Origin of the sequence: Aquirufa sp., from assembly GCF_044342065.1 — a bacterium.
Taxonomy (GTDB): Bacteria; Bacteroidota; Bacteroidia; order Cytophagales; family Spirosomataceae; genus Aquirufa.
The window spans coordinates 1-15904 of record NZ_JBIIQN010000024.1 but is presented as its reverse complement, the minus strand read 5'-3'; the positions used below and the strand labels follow the sequence as shown (position 1 = coordinate 15904).

The following is a 15904-nucleotide window of genomic DNA, read 5'->3' as shown; positions in this document are numbered from 1 at the left end:
CAAAATACTTATTCTTTCAATTTAAAATACTGACTCAACACAAGGTGTGTATTATTCAAACTCAGAACGTAAAATAGACAAGATTTCCTCGATGGTTTCCTCCTCTAATTCGGTTCTACGCTCTAACTCTTCTTTCGATAATGCCAAGACTTGCTTCGCAGTATCCAATCCAATTTTATGAAGCTCATCTAAAATCCAAGCTTCAATCTCATTGGAGAATTCTGTCAATTCTACATCCTCATCATCCATCTCATCTTTTGGTACATCACGGAACACATCAATTTCGTATCCAACTAATTTACCAGCTAATTTAATGTTTTGACCTCCACGACCTATCGCCATAGAAACCTGATCCGAATTCAAATAAACCGAAATACGACGACGCTCTTTATCTATTGCCATCGAATTCAACTTCGCTGGGCTCAAGGTGCGCGCCACCAATAATTCTAAATTATCCGTGAAATTAATCACGTCAATGTTTTCATTCTGTAATTCACGAACAATGCCATGAATACGCGAACCTTTCATTCCCACACATGCTCCGACAGGATCAATGCGATCATCAAAGGACTCTACGGCTACTTTCGCACGCTCACCTGGTTCACGAACAATTTTACGAATTGATATTGTACCATCGTAAATTTCCGGGATCTCTTGCTCGAATAAACGCTCCAAGAAGACCGGAGAAACACGTGATAAAATGATACGAGGCGTACCATTCGACATTTCAACTTTATGAATTACTGCACGAATTGTTTCGCCCTTTTTGAAACGATCTTTCGAGATCATTTCACCTTTAGGTAAAACCAACTCGTTGTCTTCGTTATCCAATAAAATCAACTCACGACCTAAAATTTGATAAACTTCTGAAGTTACTAACTCCCCTACCAAATCCTTGTATTTGTCGTAAAGACCTTCTTTCTCAATATCCTTGATCCGCTGAATTAAGGTTTGACGTGCAGTCTGAACAACACGACGGCCAAAATCCTCCAACTTAATTAATTCAGCCACCTCTTCTCCAATCTCAAAATCGGGCTCAATTAACTTGGCATCTGCCAAAGGAATCTTATCAAAATCCCAGATATCCTCTGAGTTATCGTCCACGATTTCACGTGTACGCCACATCTCTAAGTCACCACTTTCGGGGTTGATAATGACATTGAAATTTTCATCGGAACCGAATTTCTTGCGAATCATCGTACGAAAAACCTCTTCCAAAACCGAAATCATTGTCGGCTTATCAATGTTCTTCTCCCGAGCAAAATCTGAAAATGACGAAATTAATTCAACACTGTTCATTGCTATCCTTACGTTTTTTTATTGAAATGATACTTGTACTCTTATTTTATCTATTACCTGTAAGCCAAACGTCGTTGGCTCCTTAGCTACTACTTTACGATGCTTAACCGTCTTCTCTGTCAACACCTGAATCGAATCTGACGTATGACCTTGTAAGGTTCCTATTATTGGATCTCCCTCCTTCAGCCACACTTTTACGGTACGACCCGCATTCTTTTCAAACTGCCAACCCTGCGTCAAAGGAAAATCTAAACCGGGCGATGAAACTTCTAAATTATAAGCTTCTTCTATCCATAAATTCTCCTCGATGTGATGAGCCAACTTTCTACTCATCAATGCACATGCATCTATGGTAATCCCTTCCATGGTATCAACCAAAATCGTAACCAAAGAACGCTTGAGACCTTTGCTAATCGATAAGTCCACTAAAAAGATGGGACCTTCACCGATGTACTCTTGAATCCAACCGTTAATCTTTGTTTTTAAATCTTCCATCAATACCAAGAAAACAAAAAGAGGGATTAAAAACCCCTCTTCTTTCTTAAATTTCCTTGGCAAAGGTAGGTAAATTTTTCCAAAATGCAACAATACAGCCGAAAGTCCATAACTACAAGTCTATTGGCCATCCTGATTGTTGAAATTTATTTCTTAATTTTGGGTGCTTATTTGCTGGTTTGTTAAATTCTCAAATGATCAATTAAGCTTATTCTCTGTTGGCCAATTTATGAATCGTTTCCTTTTAATTGTTTTATTTTGGGGCATTCTGCTTAATATGTATGCAAATCCCGTGGAGCGATTACCTACCCCGCCCGATTCCCCGATTCGACTATTTTATATTCAAAAAAGTTCAAATGCCAATACCGTTGTATACGATGCGAATGTATTGGCAAATAAATCATTAAATCCCCAATCACCTGTTCATACGTATTGGATCCGATATAGTGAAAAAGGCCAGAAAGAAGAGCTAACAACCATTCAGCGAACATTAGCCTACGGCCTATATACCGATGCCCTTAAATCCGAGGCGAACGCTTACCAAGGATACTTTCTTGCCTATCGCAAACGAAAATTCGTAGTAAAACTCGATTCTCGTGGTAATCCGATTGCTTTATTTCCTATCAATGGGAGGCTCCAAATCCTTAAACGCGTCTTTGTTAGTGTCAATGAAACCACCATGATGACCACAGTAAACTACATTGAACTCTTTGGCAAAGACCAAACAACAGGAAAGGATGTGTACGAGCGATTCATACCTTAGAATCTCCCAAATAAACTAATTTGTAGGTTAGTAGGTTGACCCGAATACCCATAAAGTTCTTGTGGCAATTGATTTAAGACGTTCTTCCAAAGCAATTGAACGCGCCATTTTGAACTCAGCGTGTAGCTGGTTTGAATTTCTGTCCACAGGTAAGAGCTCAAAGCAACCTCTTTGGTCTGAAAGCTAGCGTCATCATAATAGTAATCAGCTCGAGTGCCTACATATTGTATGTAAATACTGCTAGACCATTTTTTCGAAATCGTTTGATTTACTCGAAGCGAGCCCTGATGACGAGGTCTGCGTATCAAAGATGAATAGGTTGTATCTTTCCCATTCAAACGCTGCTGCATATTTCCATCCAAAAAAGTATATCCCAACTCGGCAGAAAAACCCTTCCAAACGTAGCGGGTTTCTAGCTCAAGCCCTTTCGTTTTTTGCTGGGAAATATTTTCATACCGGCCATATGGCTCCACATTCATGGACTGAAAAACAATACCCGCTTGAACATTTTGTTGGAATCCAACCAAACGCGTATAAAACTGACCCATACGTTGCTCATACCCTATTTCAAAGGTCTGCCCTCTTTCAGCATTTAACGCTTGATTCCCGTATGGTGAATACAATTGATACAAGGAAGGTGCCTTGAAGCTACTGTAATAATTCGTAAACAATTTACCCTGAGGCATAACATAAACATAGGGATTCACGTGGTAGGTTAGGTTATTTCCATATAAAGAGTGCTGGTTAAATCGGCCACCAATTTCCATCCCCCATAAATCTGTTTGATGTTTTTCAAGGGTAAAATAAGTACCCAATAACTGAATATTGGCTAATTTGGCAATTAATGCAGGTGAATCATACCGACCATATGAGCTAATTGAAAAATCAGTTTGTTCTGTCGATTGATTTCGTAATTCCACTCCAGCGATGCTTTGGATTTGGTAAGGCAAATTGTATTTTACATAGGTTTCAATGCCTTGATTCAAACCGATATAGGCTGATTCGCTGAAAGATGACCAAGCATTCATGGGCACGTCGGTTGAATCATTTCGAAAAAATCGATGCGTAATTTCATGGAAAAGGCGAACATATAAATCACCTTTCAATAATTGGCGATGATATTGTCCCCGGAATGCATGATTTGAAGCTTTGGCCGTAAAGTCTCGATCATCCATGAACGGTCCGCCATCTAAATTAGCTTGGTAAAATTCGCTTTGGTAAAATAAATCCCAATCTGCGCTTTTCCCTATTGCCCCGCCTAAATTAACCCGAATGTTTTGTTGGCCCATGCCGTCTTTCTCTTTCTGATCAGCTGCAGCTGAAAAGCCTTTGGTTTGAAAATTTTTCACAGCAAGCCCTACCCTAAACGATTGGCTATTTTTCTGAATCTGAAAGGATTCAGCATGCGTGCCTAATCCGCCTACTTGTAAATGAACGGAAGAGCCCGACTTACGAGTTACCAGATTTATAACACCTGCCATAGCATCCGAACCATAGAGGGTAGACTGCCCTCCCTTCATAATCTCAATACGCTCCAAGCTTCCCAAATCAATCAAATTCCAATCCAAAACGGATGAAATATGAGAAGGGTCATTGGCAGGGAAGCCATCAATTAACAAAAGAACATTGCCTGTATTGGCGCCACGAACATAAACTTCCTGATTTGCACCTGGGGCACTTCGCGCGCCAACAATGGAGATCCCAACGCTTTCTTGAAGTAATTCTCCCAAACTCCTACCCAAACTTCGTTGAATCTGTTCCTGTGAAATTACGGTAACTACCTTCCCTGTCTGAGCTAATTTTGTGGGATACTTCGAGGCCTTCACCTCAACAGTGGCCAAAAGTGAATCAAGGTAAACGGTCCTGCTTGCATAAGAATTAAATATACAAGTCCCTAATAACGCCATCAGTAGCGTCAATCGAATGTTCAACATATTTTTGCCTTGTGGGGCGATCAAATAAAGAGGTAATCGAACGCTCGACCATGGCGCATCCACCGTACTACATGGTCAAGAATGATTTAAGGCAGGTCTCCTGACTCGATTCCATTTCCTTTCTGCCTTCCCAGCCGTAGCCAGTGACATGTTATGAAAAGCATTGTAGAATCTTACAGTTGCGGGGACAGTTTTAGCATTTAACTAAATTCCCTATTAAGTAACACACACAGAAATGCATGTAACACCCTAAACTGTTGCAAACTTAACGATTATTTGATTTTAAAGCATGGTCTTATGGGAATGAATAAAAAATTGGCAATTTTTACATGTGGACTGACCTGCCTCAAGTTTACATGGGGGATTTATACTTGGCTATTCACATTTAATTAATACCCTGGAATTTACCTTCGGGATTTATCAAAACCTGAATAATCATGCATACAAGTACGCGCTGCCCTTGGCCGGGAAATGATCCGCTCTACATTGCTTACCATGATAATGAATGGGGTATACCAGAACATAACGACAAGAAGCTATTTGAGCTCCTGATTTTAGAAGGGTTTCAGTCGGGCTTATCGTGGATCACCATTTTGCGCAAACGCGAAAACTTCAGAAATGCCTTTGCTCAATTTAATTACGTTGAATTAAGTCAATGGTCTGATGAACAGTTGGCCCAATGCTTGAATAACCCGGGAATCATACGAAATCGATTAAAAATAGCAGCTGTACGGACGAATGCACGTGCATTTATTCAAATTCAGGAAAAATTTGCTAGCTTTGATCGTTTTATATGGGAATATGTAGCACATAACCCGATAATTAATACATTTACTGAGCACAAGCAATTACCAGCTCAAACGGACTTGTCGGTTCGTATGAGTAAAGATCTCAAGAAATTAGGTTTCAAATTTGTGGGTCCTACCATCTGTTATTCTTTTATGCAAGCTGCAGGACTCGTAAATGACCATTTAAAAAGCTGCTGCTGTTATACAAAATAACCTATGAATACGCGGATCGTTATCATTCCGACTTATAATGAGATAGAAAACATTCAAGCCATCATCGAAAAGGTTTTGAGCTTGAACCCTGTTTTCGATCTGTTAATCGTAGATGATGGTTCCCCGGATGGTACGGCGGCCTGCGTAAAAAAGCTTCAAATCGAACACCCAAATCGAATTCATCTACTTGAACGTGAAGGAAAGTTAGGTTTAGGCACCGCATATATCGCGGGATTCAACTATGCACTAGAAAAATCATACGAGTATATTTTCGAAATGGATGCTGACTTTTCACACAATCCAGAAGATTTGATTCGTTTGTATGAAGCTTGCGCAAATCAAGGAGCATCCATGTCCATTGGCTCCCGGTACATCAATGGAGTGAATGTGGTCAACTGGCCAATAGGTCGTGTATTAATGTCTTATTTTGCTGGAATATATGTCCGATTAATTACAGGCATGCCTATGCAAGATGCCACTGCCGGCTTTGTTTGCTATCGCCGTAAAGTTTTAGAAACCATCCCTTTGGACCAAATTAAATTTATAGGCTATGCTTTCCAGGTGGAGATGAAATTTACAACTTGGAAATACGGATTTAAAATGACCGAGGTCCCAATCATTTTTACTGACCGTACCAAAGGGGAAAGTAAAATGTCTGCCAATATCTTCAAAGAGGCGATTTTCGGCGTTATTCAGTTAAAAATCAACAGCCTTTTTAAACGCTATCAGGCCGCCTAATGGATTATAACTTCCTTAAATCATTGCACATTATTTTTGTTGTGAGTTGGTTCGCAGGATTATTCTATTTACCACGCCTATTAGTATATCACGTAGAGGCTCAAGATAAAGATTCTCAAACCCGTGAAATTTTATCAAAGCAATTTGAGAAAATGGAAAAATTGCTTTTCAATGCCATTATGATCCCTGCCATGTGGCTCACATGGTTAACTGGACTTTCACTAATCTATTTAATGTGGTGGGATAATTTTCAAAGCCACACTTGGTTACACCTGAAGTTGGCTTTTGTAGTAGGAATCACTATTTACCATTTTGTATGCCTTCATCTCATTCGAAAATTCAAAGCCTCCGAATTCATCTTGTCTAGCGGGCAATTACGTTTGTTTAACGAAATAGCAACCATTTTATTGGTAGCGGTTGTGTTCCTCGTCATAGCAAAAAATACGTTTGATATGCTTATGGGTATGGGGGGATTTGTAATCTTTGCCATCGTGATAATGGCAGCCGTACAGATTGTAAAAAAAATCCGATCTAACGCATAGCACGGTCCATATCGCGCTTAATATCTTTTTCTTTAATATCGTCCCGTTTATCAAAGGTTTTCTTTCCTTTAGCTAGGGCGATGTTCAATTTAGCATAGCCCTTATCGGAAATAAATAAGCGCGTAGGAATAATGGTCAAACCCACGTTTTTCAATTCCTTCATTAACTTACCAAGCTCTCTTTTGGAAAGTAATAATTTACGATCGCGCAGAGGATCGTGATTGAAATGGGTCCCCTCATCATACATCGAGATATGCATGTTACGAACAAAAAGCTCGTCCTGAAAAAAAATACAATACGCATCGGTTAAATTAGCTTTCCCTTGACGAATGGATTTAATTTCCGTGCCAGTCAAAACAAGCCCTGCCGTAAAGGTATCCAAGAACGAATATTCAAAGGAAGCCCTACGGTTCTTAATTTCCACTTGCTTTTGGATTTTATCCTTTGCCATAGCCAAATAAAAAAGCCACACAGCAAAACTGCGTGGCTCCTTCAGTTAATATATAACTATTTCACTGTTTTCTTCGCAGCGTATTCTTTATTCAATCCGTCAACCAACTTTTTAGTTACGTCTACTGAAGGATCGGCGAATAGAATACCACCGCCAACTTTAGAATAGCCCAATACAAATTCATATTTATTTTCCTTGTTAACTTTTGCCACATACTCGCGAATGTTGTTGTAAAGTTCTTCGTTTTTCTTGGCTTGCTCTTGTCCTAATTCAGCTTGCTTTTGTTGAGAATATTGCTGCAATTCAGCACCTTTTTTCTTTAACGTCATATCAGCTGCTTGCAATTGAGCTTGAGTCATCGCAGAAGCACGTTGCTGAATAGCTTGAAGCTCCGCTTGCAATGCCTGCTCACGTTTGCCTAAATCAACTTGCAGACGATAACCTTTATTTTCAAATTCTTTTTGAGCGTCTTTGTAGAACTGGTAATTTGTTAATAATGAATCAGAATTAACAAATACGATACGCTTCCCCTCTACTGTTACTGCAGCTGGACCAGTACCTGTCGCTGGCTTAAGGAATGAATATGCTACTACAACTGTTAATACGGCTAACCATGCGTACGTAATAATACTTGGATTTTTCACGAGTTTAATTTTAATTAAAAGTGTATTTAATGGCAAATATACAATCTATGCTTTGATTGTCCTAAATTTTTACTAATTCTATCGCAATCTTGCCCCTGCCCAAGACCAAAAGCCCAAAACAATTCCCCCCAATATTCCCGTCACAAGATACAATAAAGTTACCTCACCCTGCAAGGGAAGTAAAGTTGCCATGCGTGCGGGCAGGGCGCTTGGCGTAGCTTGATTCATCCAAAATGCCGACAAGGCCCAAAGAAAAAAGCCTGAGGTAAATCCGGTTATGAAGGCCGTTTTTGTAGGGAATCGCAATAAAAAAGCAATTAATCCTGCTTGAATTCCCATGGCATACCAAGGCAAATAAAGCCCAACTAATGCCCCTACGATAATTAATATGCTAATGCGTAATGAAATACTTTGCATGGTTTTTATTTAGATAAAGTTAACTTCTTTCGAATGCGATTTGAGGATTGATTAGGGTTATCCAAATATAACAAGGGTTTCAACTCGCCCTTAGCCCACGTATCAATTAAATCATCATAATGACTACTTCCTGGATTTCCTGATTGACCACCTGGATAAATACCAAAAGCCTTCGGGTTACCTGTTTTGGATAATTCCACAATGAAACGCCAAGATGGCCCGGTTTTAGTCGTGGTCGCATTCACCATAGTGCCTCCTCCCCCTACCGGGATATGCAAGCGACTTAAGGCGTCCATACCTGGAATTAAATGCCGAACACCTGTTTGTTTGTGTTTATGCCATGCCCACTCCGGGCCCATGGGGCCATGGTGTTTTACCAAAGTATCTAAGCTAGCCTTGAATGAACTTGTAAGAATATCTTGCATCGTTTCTTTCTTTCCCTTCGTTTTTACATCATCCCACCAGCGTGCTGCGCTTTCATACTCGATTAAATGGATTGTCCGATCAACTGCTGGGCGGTTCATAGGTACCTTTACATCTGCATCAAACTCATCATCCCAAAGAAATGATTGCAGGGTTAAAACCCAGGTTTCAAATATAGTCGCCGCAATAGATTCTGGTCCATTTTGAAGATTCCAGTTCTTCAACTCCGCCAAAGCCTTCTCATTCCCTTTTACTTTAGCTAACAAAAGCGGCAATAGTTTACGCGCCCGAATATTATAATTATCATTTTGTAAGCCACGTAAAGAATCAATAGTTACTTTCTGCATTGCCGTCAATCGCTCATTAATACGACGTCCTCGTTCTGATGGCGCATATTGCCAGCCTAAATAATACGGGTATGATGGATCCGTTGAAAACTGATTAGCAGAACTCACAAAACCACGAACCGGATTTTTTACATGGGGATTGTGCGCCTGCGGGATAAATCCCTTCCAATCAGCCGCTGCATCCGTACCATCCATCAAATATTTCCCTTGTAATTTCGATTTTAGTGGAAACTTACCATTTACCCATAAAGCGATATCCCCTTCATTGCTGGCAAAAACAAAATTTTGAGCTGGTGCGGAATAAAAACGTAATGCATCTGTGTAATCTGCATAATTTTTTGCCCGATTAAGTTTATAAAAAGTTGTAAGCTCCTGTGACTTTTCATGCGCAATCCAGCGCAGTGCATGACCAACTGGGATATTCGACTTGAAAGCTTTTTCGTGACTTAAATACACGACAGGGCCATGGTGGGTGAAGAAGACCGTGTCGACAAAATCTTTTTTGCCTTTGATTTTAAATGTTTCAATACGCAATTTGGTTTTTTTCCATTTCCCATCGTGCCAATATTCCCGCTTCGAAGCGTCCTTAAATTTGACTTGATACCAATCCAATACGTCCGAACCAACATTCGTAACTCCCCATGCAATATTTTTATTAAAACCGGTGATTACATTCGGTGTTCCAGGCATGGTAGAGCCATATACATTCACCCCTGGAGCTACTAATTGAACTTGATACCAAATTGATGGCAACGATAAGGTCAAATGGGGGTCATTCGCAAGGATAGGCATTCCTGAAACGGTTTTATTCCCTGACACCGCCCAGTTATTCGATCCAATATTCGGATCTTTTTCAGGAGTCGTCATGGCACTTCCTAAACCCATGAAATCTTTTGGAGCTGCCGGTATTGGAACAGGCTTAAAATCAATGGGTGAGCCTGTTGGAATAATCGGACTTTCTTCAAAAGGATAATTCGGAAAAAGATCTTCAGCAACTTCACGGCCATACTGGCGCAGAATATTGGTCATCTTCAAATCATCCGTGCCTGAAGCCAGTACAAATGACATATTTTTTAAAAACAAGGCACTCTTAATTGGCGTCCAAGGTTCTGGCTTGTAATTCAATAATTTATATTCCAAGGGCAAATCGCGTTCAGACAAGCTGGATATGTACGCATTAATCCCATCCGCATAAGCCTCTAAGGCAATCTTCGCCTGAGGATCTTCTTTCATCCCTTCAAAAGATTGTTCGGCACCATAAACTGATCCCATCCGACGTTGAAATTGGTCTGAAGCCAAGCCCTTATCGCCTACAATTTCCGAAATACGACCACCAGCAAAATGGGTCTGAAACTCCATTTGCCATAAGCGATCTTTTGCCGTTACATAACCCTGCGCTAAATACAAATCATGATCATTTTCTGCAAAAATATGCGGGATGGCCATCTCGTCGTAAATTACTTTAACGGGCTTTTGAAGACCCGGAATAGTTAAAATTTCCTCATTAACTTCTTCGGAACTTGCTTTCTCAGCATTCACCCAAAAGCCATGAAATGGACTTAATAATTTACCAAATGGCGGAAGCGTTCCCCAAGTAGTATGCAAAGCAAAAGTGACTACAACAGCCAAAATCAGGGGAATAATTGATTTAATGAACTTCATTTGTTGATATTGAAGAGAGAATATTAATTTTTCAAAGATTTTTTTCTATTTTAGAAAGGCAATTTTACGCATTAGTTATACAATCAACAAATAAATTTCCCTAATTCCACATTCATGCGAAGAAGATCATTTTTACAAACGGCTAGTTTACTCGGTGTTGCCGGTACCATGAAGACGCAAAATCCCGAACCTGTGATTATTGCAACTTGGAAAAATGAAGCAGGAACAAAAGCAGGCTACGAGAAGATTTTGCAAACTGGCAAAGCACTTGATGGAGTAGAAGCCGGAGCTTGGGTTCCTGAGGCAAATCCTGAGGAAACAACGGTTGGCTACGGTGGATACCCAGATCGCGATGGACATGTAACCTTGGATGCTTGCATCATGGATCACTTAGGGAATGCAGGGTCTGTGACTTTTTTAGAGGGGATTATGCATCCGATTTCGGTGGCGCGTGCGGTTATGGAAAAAACGCCTCATGTGATGCTTTCGGGTGAAGGAGCCTTACAATTTGCCCTTTCACAAGGATTTAAAAAAGAAAATTTATTAACCGAAAAATCGAGAAAGGCCTGGGAAGAATGGAAGAAAGTTGCCAAATACGAACCAAAAGTAAATATTGAAAGGCATGATACGATTGGACTTCTTGCCTTAGGCAAAGCTGGAGAAATTGCAGGGGCCTGCTCTACCAGCGGTATGGCGTTTAAAATGCACGGCCGTGTAGGAGATTCCCCTATCATTGGCGGCGCTGTTTTTTGCGATGATGAAGTTGGCGGTGCATGCGCTACCGGATTAGGTGAATTTGTCATGAAAACCTTAGGATCCTTTTTAATTGTTGAATTCATGCGCCAGGGCATGTCACCACAGCAGGCATGTGAAGCAGCCATCATGCGAATAGTAAAGCGCTATAAATACCAAGAATTTCAAGTGGGATATTTGGCAATCAATAAAAAAGGGGATGTCGGTGCTTTCGCCATTCAAAAAGGATTTAGTTATACAATTACCAAAAACGGTAAAACTCAAGTGATTGAAAGTGCCGCATACATGTAGCTTATGGAGAAGAAAGTAGCCGTTAAGAAGAAGTTTTTAGTTGAAGTTGCCTGGGAGACTTGTAACCAAGTAGGAGGTATTTATACCGTAATTCGAACAAAAGTGCCCTCTATGGTAGAAAAATGGGGAGATGATTACCTTTTATTAGGTCCATATTTTCCCCAAACAGCCGCGGCAGAATTTGAGGCATTACCTGTTTCTGAAGAGACACCCGTGGAGCGTGCGATACTAGCCATGCGAACAATGGGCTTTCAAGTACATTACGGAAATTGGTTAATTACAGGAAAGCCTAAAATTGTATTGTTTGACTTTGGGTCTATCTATGATCAGGTAGATACCATCAAAGGAAAGATTTGGGATAACCACAAAATCTCAACCTTGGGGGTGGAGGAACTAGTCAATCAAACCATTGCGCTTGGTGAACTTATTCGAATTTTCTTAACGCAATTTGCAACTGAGAACAAATCAAAAAAAGACATTGTCGTACATTTTCACGAATGGATGGCATCCACCTGTCTACCTGATTTGAAAAAAGACAAAGTTAAAATTTCAACGGTTTTCACGACCCACGCAACGATGTTAGGCCGGTATTTGGCCGGAAATGTTCCCAATTTTTATGACGTATTGGACACCTTCAATTGGCATAAAGAAGCCCTACATTATGGCATTGAAGCGCAAGCTTCTTTTGAACGAGCAGCTGCACAAAAAGCAGATGTATTAACCACTGTTTCCGACATTACTGCCAAAGAATGTGTGGCATTTTTAGGCCGTATACCTGAATTAATTCTACCGAATGGATTGAATATTCAACGTTTTGCTGCGATGCACGAACACCAAAATCTACATTCGTTATACAAAAAACGAATATCCGATTTTGTCATGGGACATTTCTTTCAAAACACCGCATTTGATTTAGATCAAACCCTCTACCTATTTACTTCAGGTCGCTTTGAATATTCCAATAAAGGCTATGACATAACGCTCGACGCTTTGGAGATTCTGAACAGAAAAATGAAGGAATCGGGTTCAAAAAAAACGGTGATTATGTTTTTCATTACGAAACAGCCCTACCACTCCATCGATCCAGAGGTATTGCACTCGCGAGCGGTATTGGATGAAATCCGAGAAAATTGCCAAGCCATTCAGAAGGAAGTTGGCGAAAAGCTTTTTGAAGCCGCAGCATCATCCAATGATTTACAAATGCCTGATTTAAATCGTTTTGTGGATGAATATTGGCGCTTACGCCTTCGCCGGACAGTTCAAACCTGGAAAACAAATTCGAGGCCTAAAGTGGTTACCCATTTGTTAAAACAAGAGGATGATATTATTCGAAATCTTCATCGTACTCAATTACTGAATAACCCAAATGATAAGGTGAAAGTCGTATATCACCCAGATTTTATCGTGTCAACAAATCCCTTGTTTGGTTTGGATTATGGCCAATTCGTCCGGGGGTGTCATTTAGGTGTATTCCCTTCATATTACGAGCCTTGGGGCTATACACCTCTTGAATGTATGGCACGCGGGGTACCTACAGTGACCTCTGACCTCTCCGGTTTTGGAGACTATATGATGCAAATTATGCGAGACTATGAACAATGGGGCGTGAGCGTAGTAAATCGTAAAGCGCAATCCTATCAGGAGTCAGCTGAGCAATTGGCTAATATGCTTTTCAAGTTTACCCAACAATCTCAACGAGATCGTATCACACAACGAAACCGTGTAGAAAGTATCGCTGATACCTTTGACTGGTCAAATTTGCGTGGATACTACGACACGGCGCATGAGTTAGCCGTGATAAAAAAGCGTAAGTAGATTATCAGGTTAAGCGCACCGAATGAGCTCTGAACTCCTTACCTTTGGCAATCCTCCAAGGTTTGCCAAAGGTACTTAGGAAATATGCTTCAATGCCTCCCTTTTCGATAAGGGCTTTAGTTGATTTTCTTCAACAAAATCTCGTACCCAATCCGCATCTGTTCGGGCATATTGACGCAAGACCCAGCCAATAGCCTTCTGAATAAAAAACTCATTCGATTTATTTAAATTCAAAATCACTTCACGCAAAAGTTCCAAATCTGTTTTTGATTTATAACTCAATTGGAACAAAATACAAAGTCGCTGGTGCCAAAAAATAGGGGACTTCATCCACCGAGCTACCCACCAATCTCGTTGGTCTGGAAAAAGCAAAAAGTAATCACCTAACACTTTAGGACCCAATACATCCACGACATCCCACCAAGTAGATGCATTCACCCAAGAGTCAATTAAATCGGGAACCCGGGAATCCCAAGATTTTTTAGCCTTCAACATGTATTCCATCGCAGCATATTGAAATTCGCGCTCGGGTAAAGAAAATAATTCAGAGCAGACTTCATACCAATCCTCTGTGCGGCCAAATTGCATGTATAAAGATTTAAATACAAGCGTTCTTTCCGGTTTTTTAATACCAATAAAGGGATATTGATCGCGCATATACCCGCGCATCCAATAGGCATTTTCCGGATTGTCTAACGCGTAAAATGCCTCTTTAATGGCCCCAACAAAATTCATCGATTACTAAAATAAAGGTTACCCTCAACACCGCTTTCGGTCACCATCCACTTGGAAGCGTCAAAAGGTTTATATTGAATATCAACAAAGTTGATTTCATAAAAATTCTTCCAATTAAATTTCTCGCGATCCAGCTGGCGAATACGATTCGCCGACACATTCATTACTTCTATTTCGATATGATTCTTTTTTGCGAGTAAACCGGCTGGAATTTTCAATTCATACGGCAACGACCAAACCAAGCCCAAATCCTTCCCGTTAATTTTCACCCGTGCCCAGTCGCGGATTTTATCAAAATGCAACACCTTCCCTAGTGGTATTTGCTCCTCAGATAGGTTGAAATCGAATGTATAAGTCCCCTTGCCCCAATAATCGTGTGTTACAGAATCCAAAGTCCACCATTGCAATGCATCCATTTTTTGAGAAGGGAGTGTATTATTGGGGAAATGAATCTGAATCTGCCCCTCGGGCACAAGTGGTGTATATACCTTTGTTACAACCTCCATTGGAACTATTTTTTTGTTCGTAGGAAGCGAACGAACAAGTAAACTTTGTCCTGGCGCTAACGAAAGAAAAAACTGTTTATTTTTAGCTAAGCTTGGCCGGCTTATTTCCCCCGTTAAGGGATTTTCAAGCTCGACTGCCGCAGTAATTTTGGCCAAACGAACAAGGCCTTCTGAAAATCGATTTGAAAGATTTGCGATAAAATAGTGGGCTCCACTAGCTGATTTTTTTCTAATAAACGAAATCCCTTCATCCGCAATTTCCTCACGGGTAACTTTGTGTCGCACCAAAACATTGATTGGATCAGAAACCCAGCGCATCGTTAAAACCTCTTTGGCCAAATTCCAGCGGGCCTTTTCTGCCTCTGTTAATCCATGGGAATTTACATGCAAGGGCAAATGCTCCAAAAAATAAACGGGCATACCTTGCTTAACCCACTTGGCCCAAAGTTCCATGGTTTCCAACGAGACATAATGAGGTGCAGGAATCAACAAGACTTTATATTCAGCACCCGATTTTGTTTTCCAAGTCTTTTGAGGAGTTACTTGTAACGTTTTTAATAATAAATCTGAGATGTAATCGGTTTGGTAACCTTTCTCCTGCATCAATTCAGACCAATGCCCAAAAGAAGTGTTTTTCATCCAATCACGACTATTGGCATGTAAATCCAACGGATGCATTTTTCCTGTTCCATTACGCTCATGCCAAATATCTTCCATAGGAAAATACATCAGCACATCCGAATCCGTGGCCTGGGATTGTAACATTTTTTGACAATTTTCCACATAGCGGTTCAACTCAGGCAAGGCCTCCCAGAAGTGACTTTGTGGATTAAAATTGGTACTGGCATAAAATAACCAACCTGGCCAAGCGACTTCAGGAGGCGAATAGGTCGCTCCGTGGTAAAAAATATGATTTACGCCTCCGATAAACACCTGGTCAACAACCGGTTTCACCTGCGCTAAGGAGACCTTAAAGTGATTACCTAACCAGGTATTCGTTTCCGAAGAAACCAATTTCTTACCTGTTAAATTGGCTGCCGAAGACGCTAATTTTAAATTCCGAACATCAGGAATGCCAAAACGAATGG

The 15904-nt window shown here is 40.5% G+C and carries 15 protein-coding genes and 1 riboswitch; of the genes, 6 read left to right on the top strand and 9 right to left on the bottom strand.

Annotated elements, in window-relative coordinates:
• Positions 1-51 precede the first annotated feature (51 nt).
• Positions 52-1299, bottom strand: a complete 1248-nt coding sequence (gene nusA, locus ACIQZ2_RS08920) for a transcription termination factor NusA (protein ID WP_395768506.1) — start codon at positions 1297-1299, stop codon at positions 52-54.
• An 18-nt stretch (positions 1300-1317) separates the two neighbouring features.
• The gene (gene rimP, locus ACIQZ2_RS08915; protein ID WP_395768505.1) at positions 1318-1794 is read right to left on the bottom strand and encodes a ribosome maturation factor RimP; all 477 of its coding nucleotides are present in this window, start codon (positions 1792-1794) and stop codon (positions 1318-1320) included.
• 229 nt (positions 1795-2023) lie between these two features.
• Here rimP and ACIQZ2_RS08910 point away from each other — a divergent pair, with 229 nt between their 5' ends.
• A complete protein-coding gene (locus ACIQZ2_RS08910) occupies positions 2024-2557 on the top strand; it encodes a DUF4833 domain-containing protein (RefSeq protein ID WP_395768504.1) in 534 nt (177 codons plus the stop codon).
• Here ACIQZ2_RS08910 and ACIQZ2_RS08905 read toward each other — a convergent pair.
• Complete coding sequence (locus ACIQZ2_RS08905) at positions 2554-4491, bottom strand: TonB-dependent receptor plug domain-containing protein (protein WP_395768503.1); 1938 nt, start codon at positions 4489-4491, stop codon at positions 2554-2556. The two genes, ACIQZ2_RS08910 and ACIQZ2_RS08905, sit on opposite strands and share 4 nt — an antisense overlap.
• 72 nt (positions 4492-4563) lie before the next feature.
• Positions 4564-4758, bottom strand: a riboswitch (cobalamin riboswitch).
• Positions 4759-4928: 170 nt separating this feature from the next.
• Between ACIQZ2_RS08905 and ACIQZ2_RS08900 the strand changes: the two genes are divergently transcribed.
• Genes ACIQZ2_RS08900 through ACIQZ2_RS08890 form a run of 3 tightly spaced genes read left to right on the top strand, consistent with a single transcriptional unit; the run spans position 4929 to position 6772 of the window.
• Entirely contained in the window at positions 4929-5492 is a 564-nt protein-coding gene (locus tag ACIQZ2_RS08900; RefSeq protein WP_395768502.1) for a DNA-3-methyladenine glycosylase I, read from the top strand.
• 3 nt (positions 5493-5495) lie between these two features.
• A complete protein-coding gene (locus tag ACIQZ2_RS08895; RefSeq protein WP_395768501.1) occupies positions 5496-6230 on the top strand; it encodes a polyprenol monophosphomannose synthase in 735 nt (244 codons plus the stop codon).
• On the top strand, positions 6230-6772 hold the full coding sequence (locus ACIQZ2_RS08890; protein ID WP_395768500.1) for a CopD family protein: 543 nt from the start codon (positions 6230-6232) through the stop codon (positions 6770-6772). The genes ACIQZ2_RS08895 and ACIQZ2_RS08890 overlap by 1 nt, the downstream gene beginning before the upstream one ends.
• Here the strand turns inward: ACIQZ2_RS08890 and smpB are convergent.
• The 4 genes from smpB to ACIQZ2_RS08870 all read right to left on the bottom strand — a co-directional run bounded on the left by smpB (position 6762) and on the right by ACIQZ2_RS08870 (position 10716).
• Entirely contained in the window at positions 6762-7223 is a 462-nt protein-coding gene (smpB, locus tag ACIQZ2_RS08885; protein WP_395768499.1) for an SsrA-binding protein SmpB, read from the bottom strand. The two genes, ACIQZ2_RS08890 and smpB, sit on opposite strands and share 11 nt — an antisense overlap.
• A 56-nt stretch (positions 7224-7279) precedes the next feature.
• Positions 7280-7867 carry an OmpH family outer membrane protein gene (locus ACIQZ2_RS08880; RefSeq protein ID WP_395768498.1) on the bottom strand — a complete coding sequence of 196 codons (588 nt, stop codon included), beginning with the start codon at positions 7865-7867 and terminating at the stop codon, positions 7280-7282.
• 78 nt (positions 7868-7945) lie between these two features.
• Complete coding sequence (locus tag ACIQZ2_RS08875; RefSeq protein ID WP_395768497.1) at positions 7946-8284, bottom strand: hypothetical protein; 339 nt, start codon at positions 8282-8284, stop codon at positions 7946-7948.
• Between the two features lie 5 nt (positions 8285-8289).
• Entirely contained in the window at positions 8290-10716 is a 2427-nt protein-coding gene (locus ACIQZ2_RS08870; RefSeq protein ID WP_395768496.1) for a penicillin acylase family protein, read from the bottom strand.
• Positions 10717-10830: 114 nt separating this feature from the next.
• Between ACIQZ2_RS08870 and ACIQZ2_RS08865 the strand changes: the two genes are divergently transcribed.
• Both ACIQZ2_RS08865 and ACIQZ2_RS08860 read left to right on the top strand, forming a co-directional pair.
• On the top strand, positions 10831-11760 hold the full coding sequence (locus ACIQZ2_RS08865; protein ID WP_395768495.1) for a N(4)-(beta-N-acetylglucosaminyl)-L-asparaginase: 930 nt from the start codon (positions 10831-10833) through the stop codon (positions 11758-11760).
• 3 nt (positions 11761-11763) lie between these two features.
• On the top strand, positions 11764-13575 hold the full coding sequence (locus tag ACIQZ2_RS08860) for a glycosyltransferase (protein WP_395768494.1): 1812 nt from the start codon (positions 11764-11766) through the stop codon (positions 13573-13575).
• A gap of 75 nt (positions 13576-13650) precedes the next feature.
• Here the strand turns inward: ACIQZ2_RS08860 and ACIQZ2_RS08855 are convergent, their stop codons facing one another.
• Positions 13651-14310: a DNA alkylation repair protein gene (locus ACIQZ2_RS08855; RefSeq protein WP_395768493.1), complete on the bottom strand. Its 660-nt coding sequence runs from the start codon at positions 14308-14310 to the stop codon at positions 13651-13653.
• The coding region (locus tag ACIQZ2_RS08850) for a glycosyl hydrolase (protein WP_395768492.1) at positions 14307-15904 on the bottom strand (1598 nt) is incomplete at its 5' end. The genes ACIQZ2_RS08855 and ACIQZ2_RS08850, both read right to left, overlap by 4 nt.

Excerpts from the sequence above, each read along its gene's own strand:
- nusA (WP_395768506.1), bottom strand. The coding sequence starts at position 1,299 with ATGAACAGTGTTGAATTAATTTCGTCATTTTCAGATTTTGCTCGGGAG.
- rimP (WP_395768505.1), bottom strand. The coding sequence starts at position 1,794 with ATGGAAGATTTAAAAACAAAGATTAACGGTTGGATTCAAGAGTACATC.
- ACIQZ2_RS08910 (WP_395768504.1), top strand. The coding sequence starts at position 2,024 with ATGAATCGTTTCCTTTTAATTGTTTTATTTTGGGGCATTCTGCTTAAT.
- ACIQZ2_RS08905 (WP_395768503.1), bottom strand. The coding sequence starts at position 4,491 with ATGTTGAACATTCGATTGACGCTACTGATGGCGTTATTAGGGACTTGT.
- ACIQZ2_RS08900 (WP_395768502.1), top strand. The coding sequence starts at position 4,929 with ATGCATACAAGTACGCGCTGCCCTTGGCCGGGAAATGATCCGCTCTAC.
- ACIQZ2_RS08895 (WP_395768501.1), top strand. The coding sequence starts at position 5,496 with ATGAATACGCGGATCGTTATCATTCCGACTTATAATGAGATAGAAAAC.
- ACIQZ2_RS08890 (WP_395768500.1), top strand. The coding sequence starts at position 6,230 with ATGGATTATAACTTCCTTAAATCATTGCACATTATTTTTGTTGTGAGT.
- smpB (WP_395768499.1), bottom strand. The coding sequence starts at position 7,223 with ATGGCAAAGGATAAAATCCAAAAGCAAGTGGAAATTAAGAACCGTAGG.
- ACIQZ2_RS08875 (WP_395768497.1), bottom strand. The coding sequence starts at position 8,284 with ATGCAAAGTATTTCATTACGCATTAGCATATTAATTATCGTAGGGGCA.
- ACIQZ2_RS08870 (WP_395768496.1), bottom strand. The coding sequence starts at position 10,716 with ATGAAGTTCATTAAATCAATTATTCCCCTGATTTTGGCTGTTGTAGTC.
- ACIQZ2_RS08865 (WP_395768495.1), top strand. The coding sequence starts at position 10,831 with ATGCGAAGAAGATCATTTTTACAAACGGCTAGTTTACTCGGTGTTGCC.
- ACIQZ2_RS08860 (WP_395768494.1), top strand. The coding sequence starts at position 11,764 with ATGGAGAAGAAAGTAGCCGTTAAGAAGAAGTTTTTAGTTGAAGTTGCC.
- ACIQZ2_RS08855 (WP_395768493.1), bottom strand. The coding sequence starts at position 14,310 with ATGAATTTTGTTGGGGCCATTAAAGAGGCATTTTACGCGTTAGACAAT.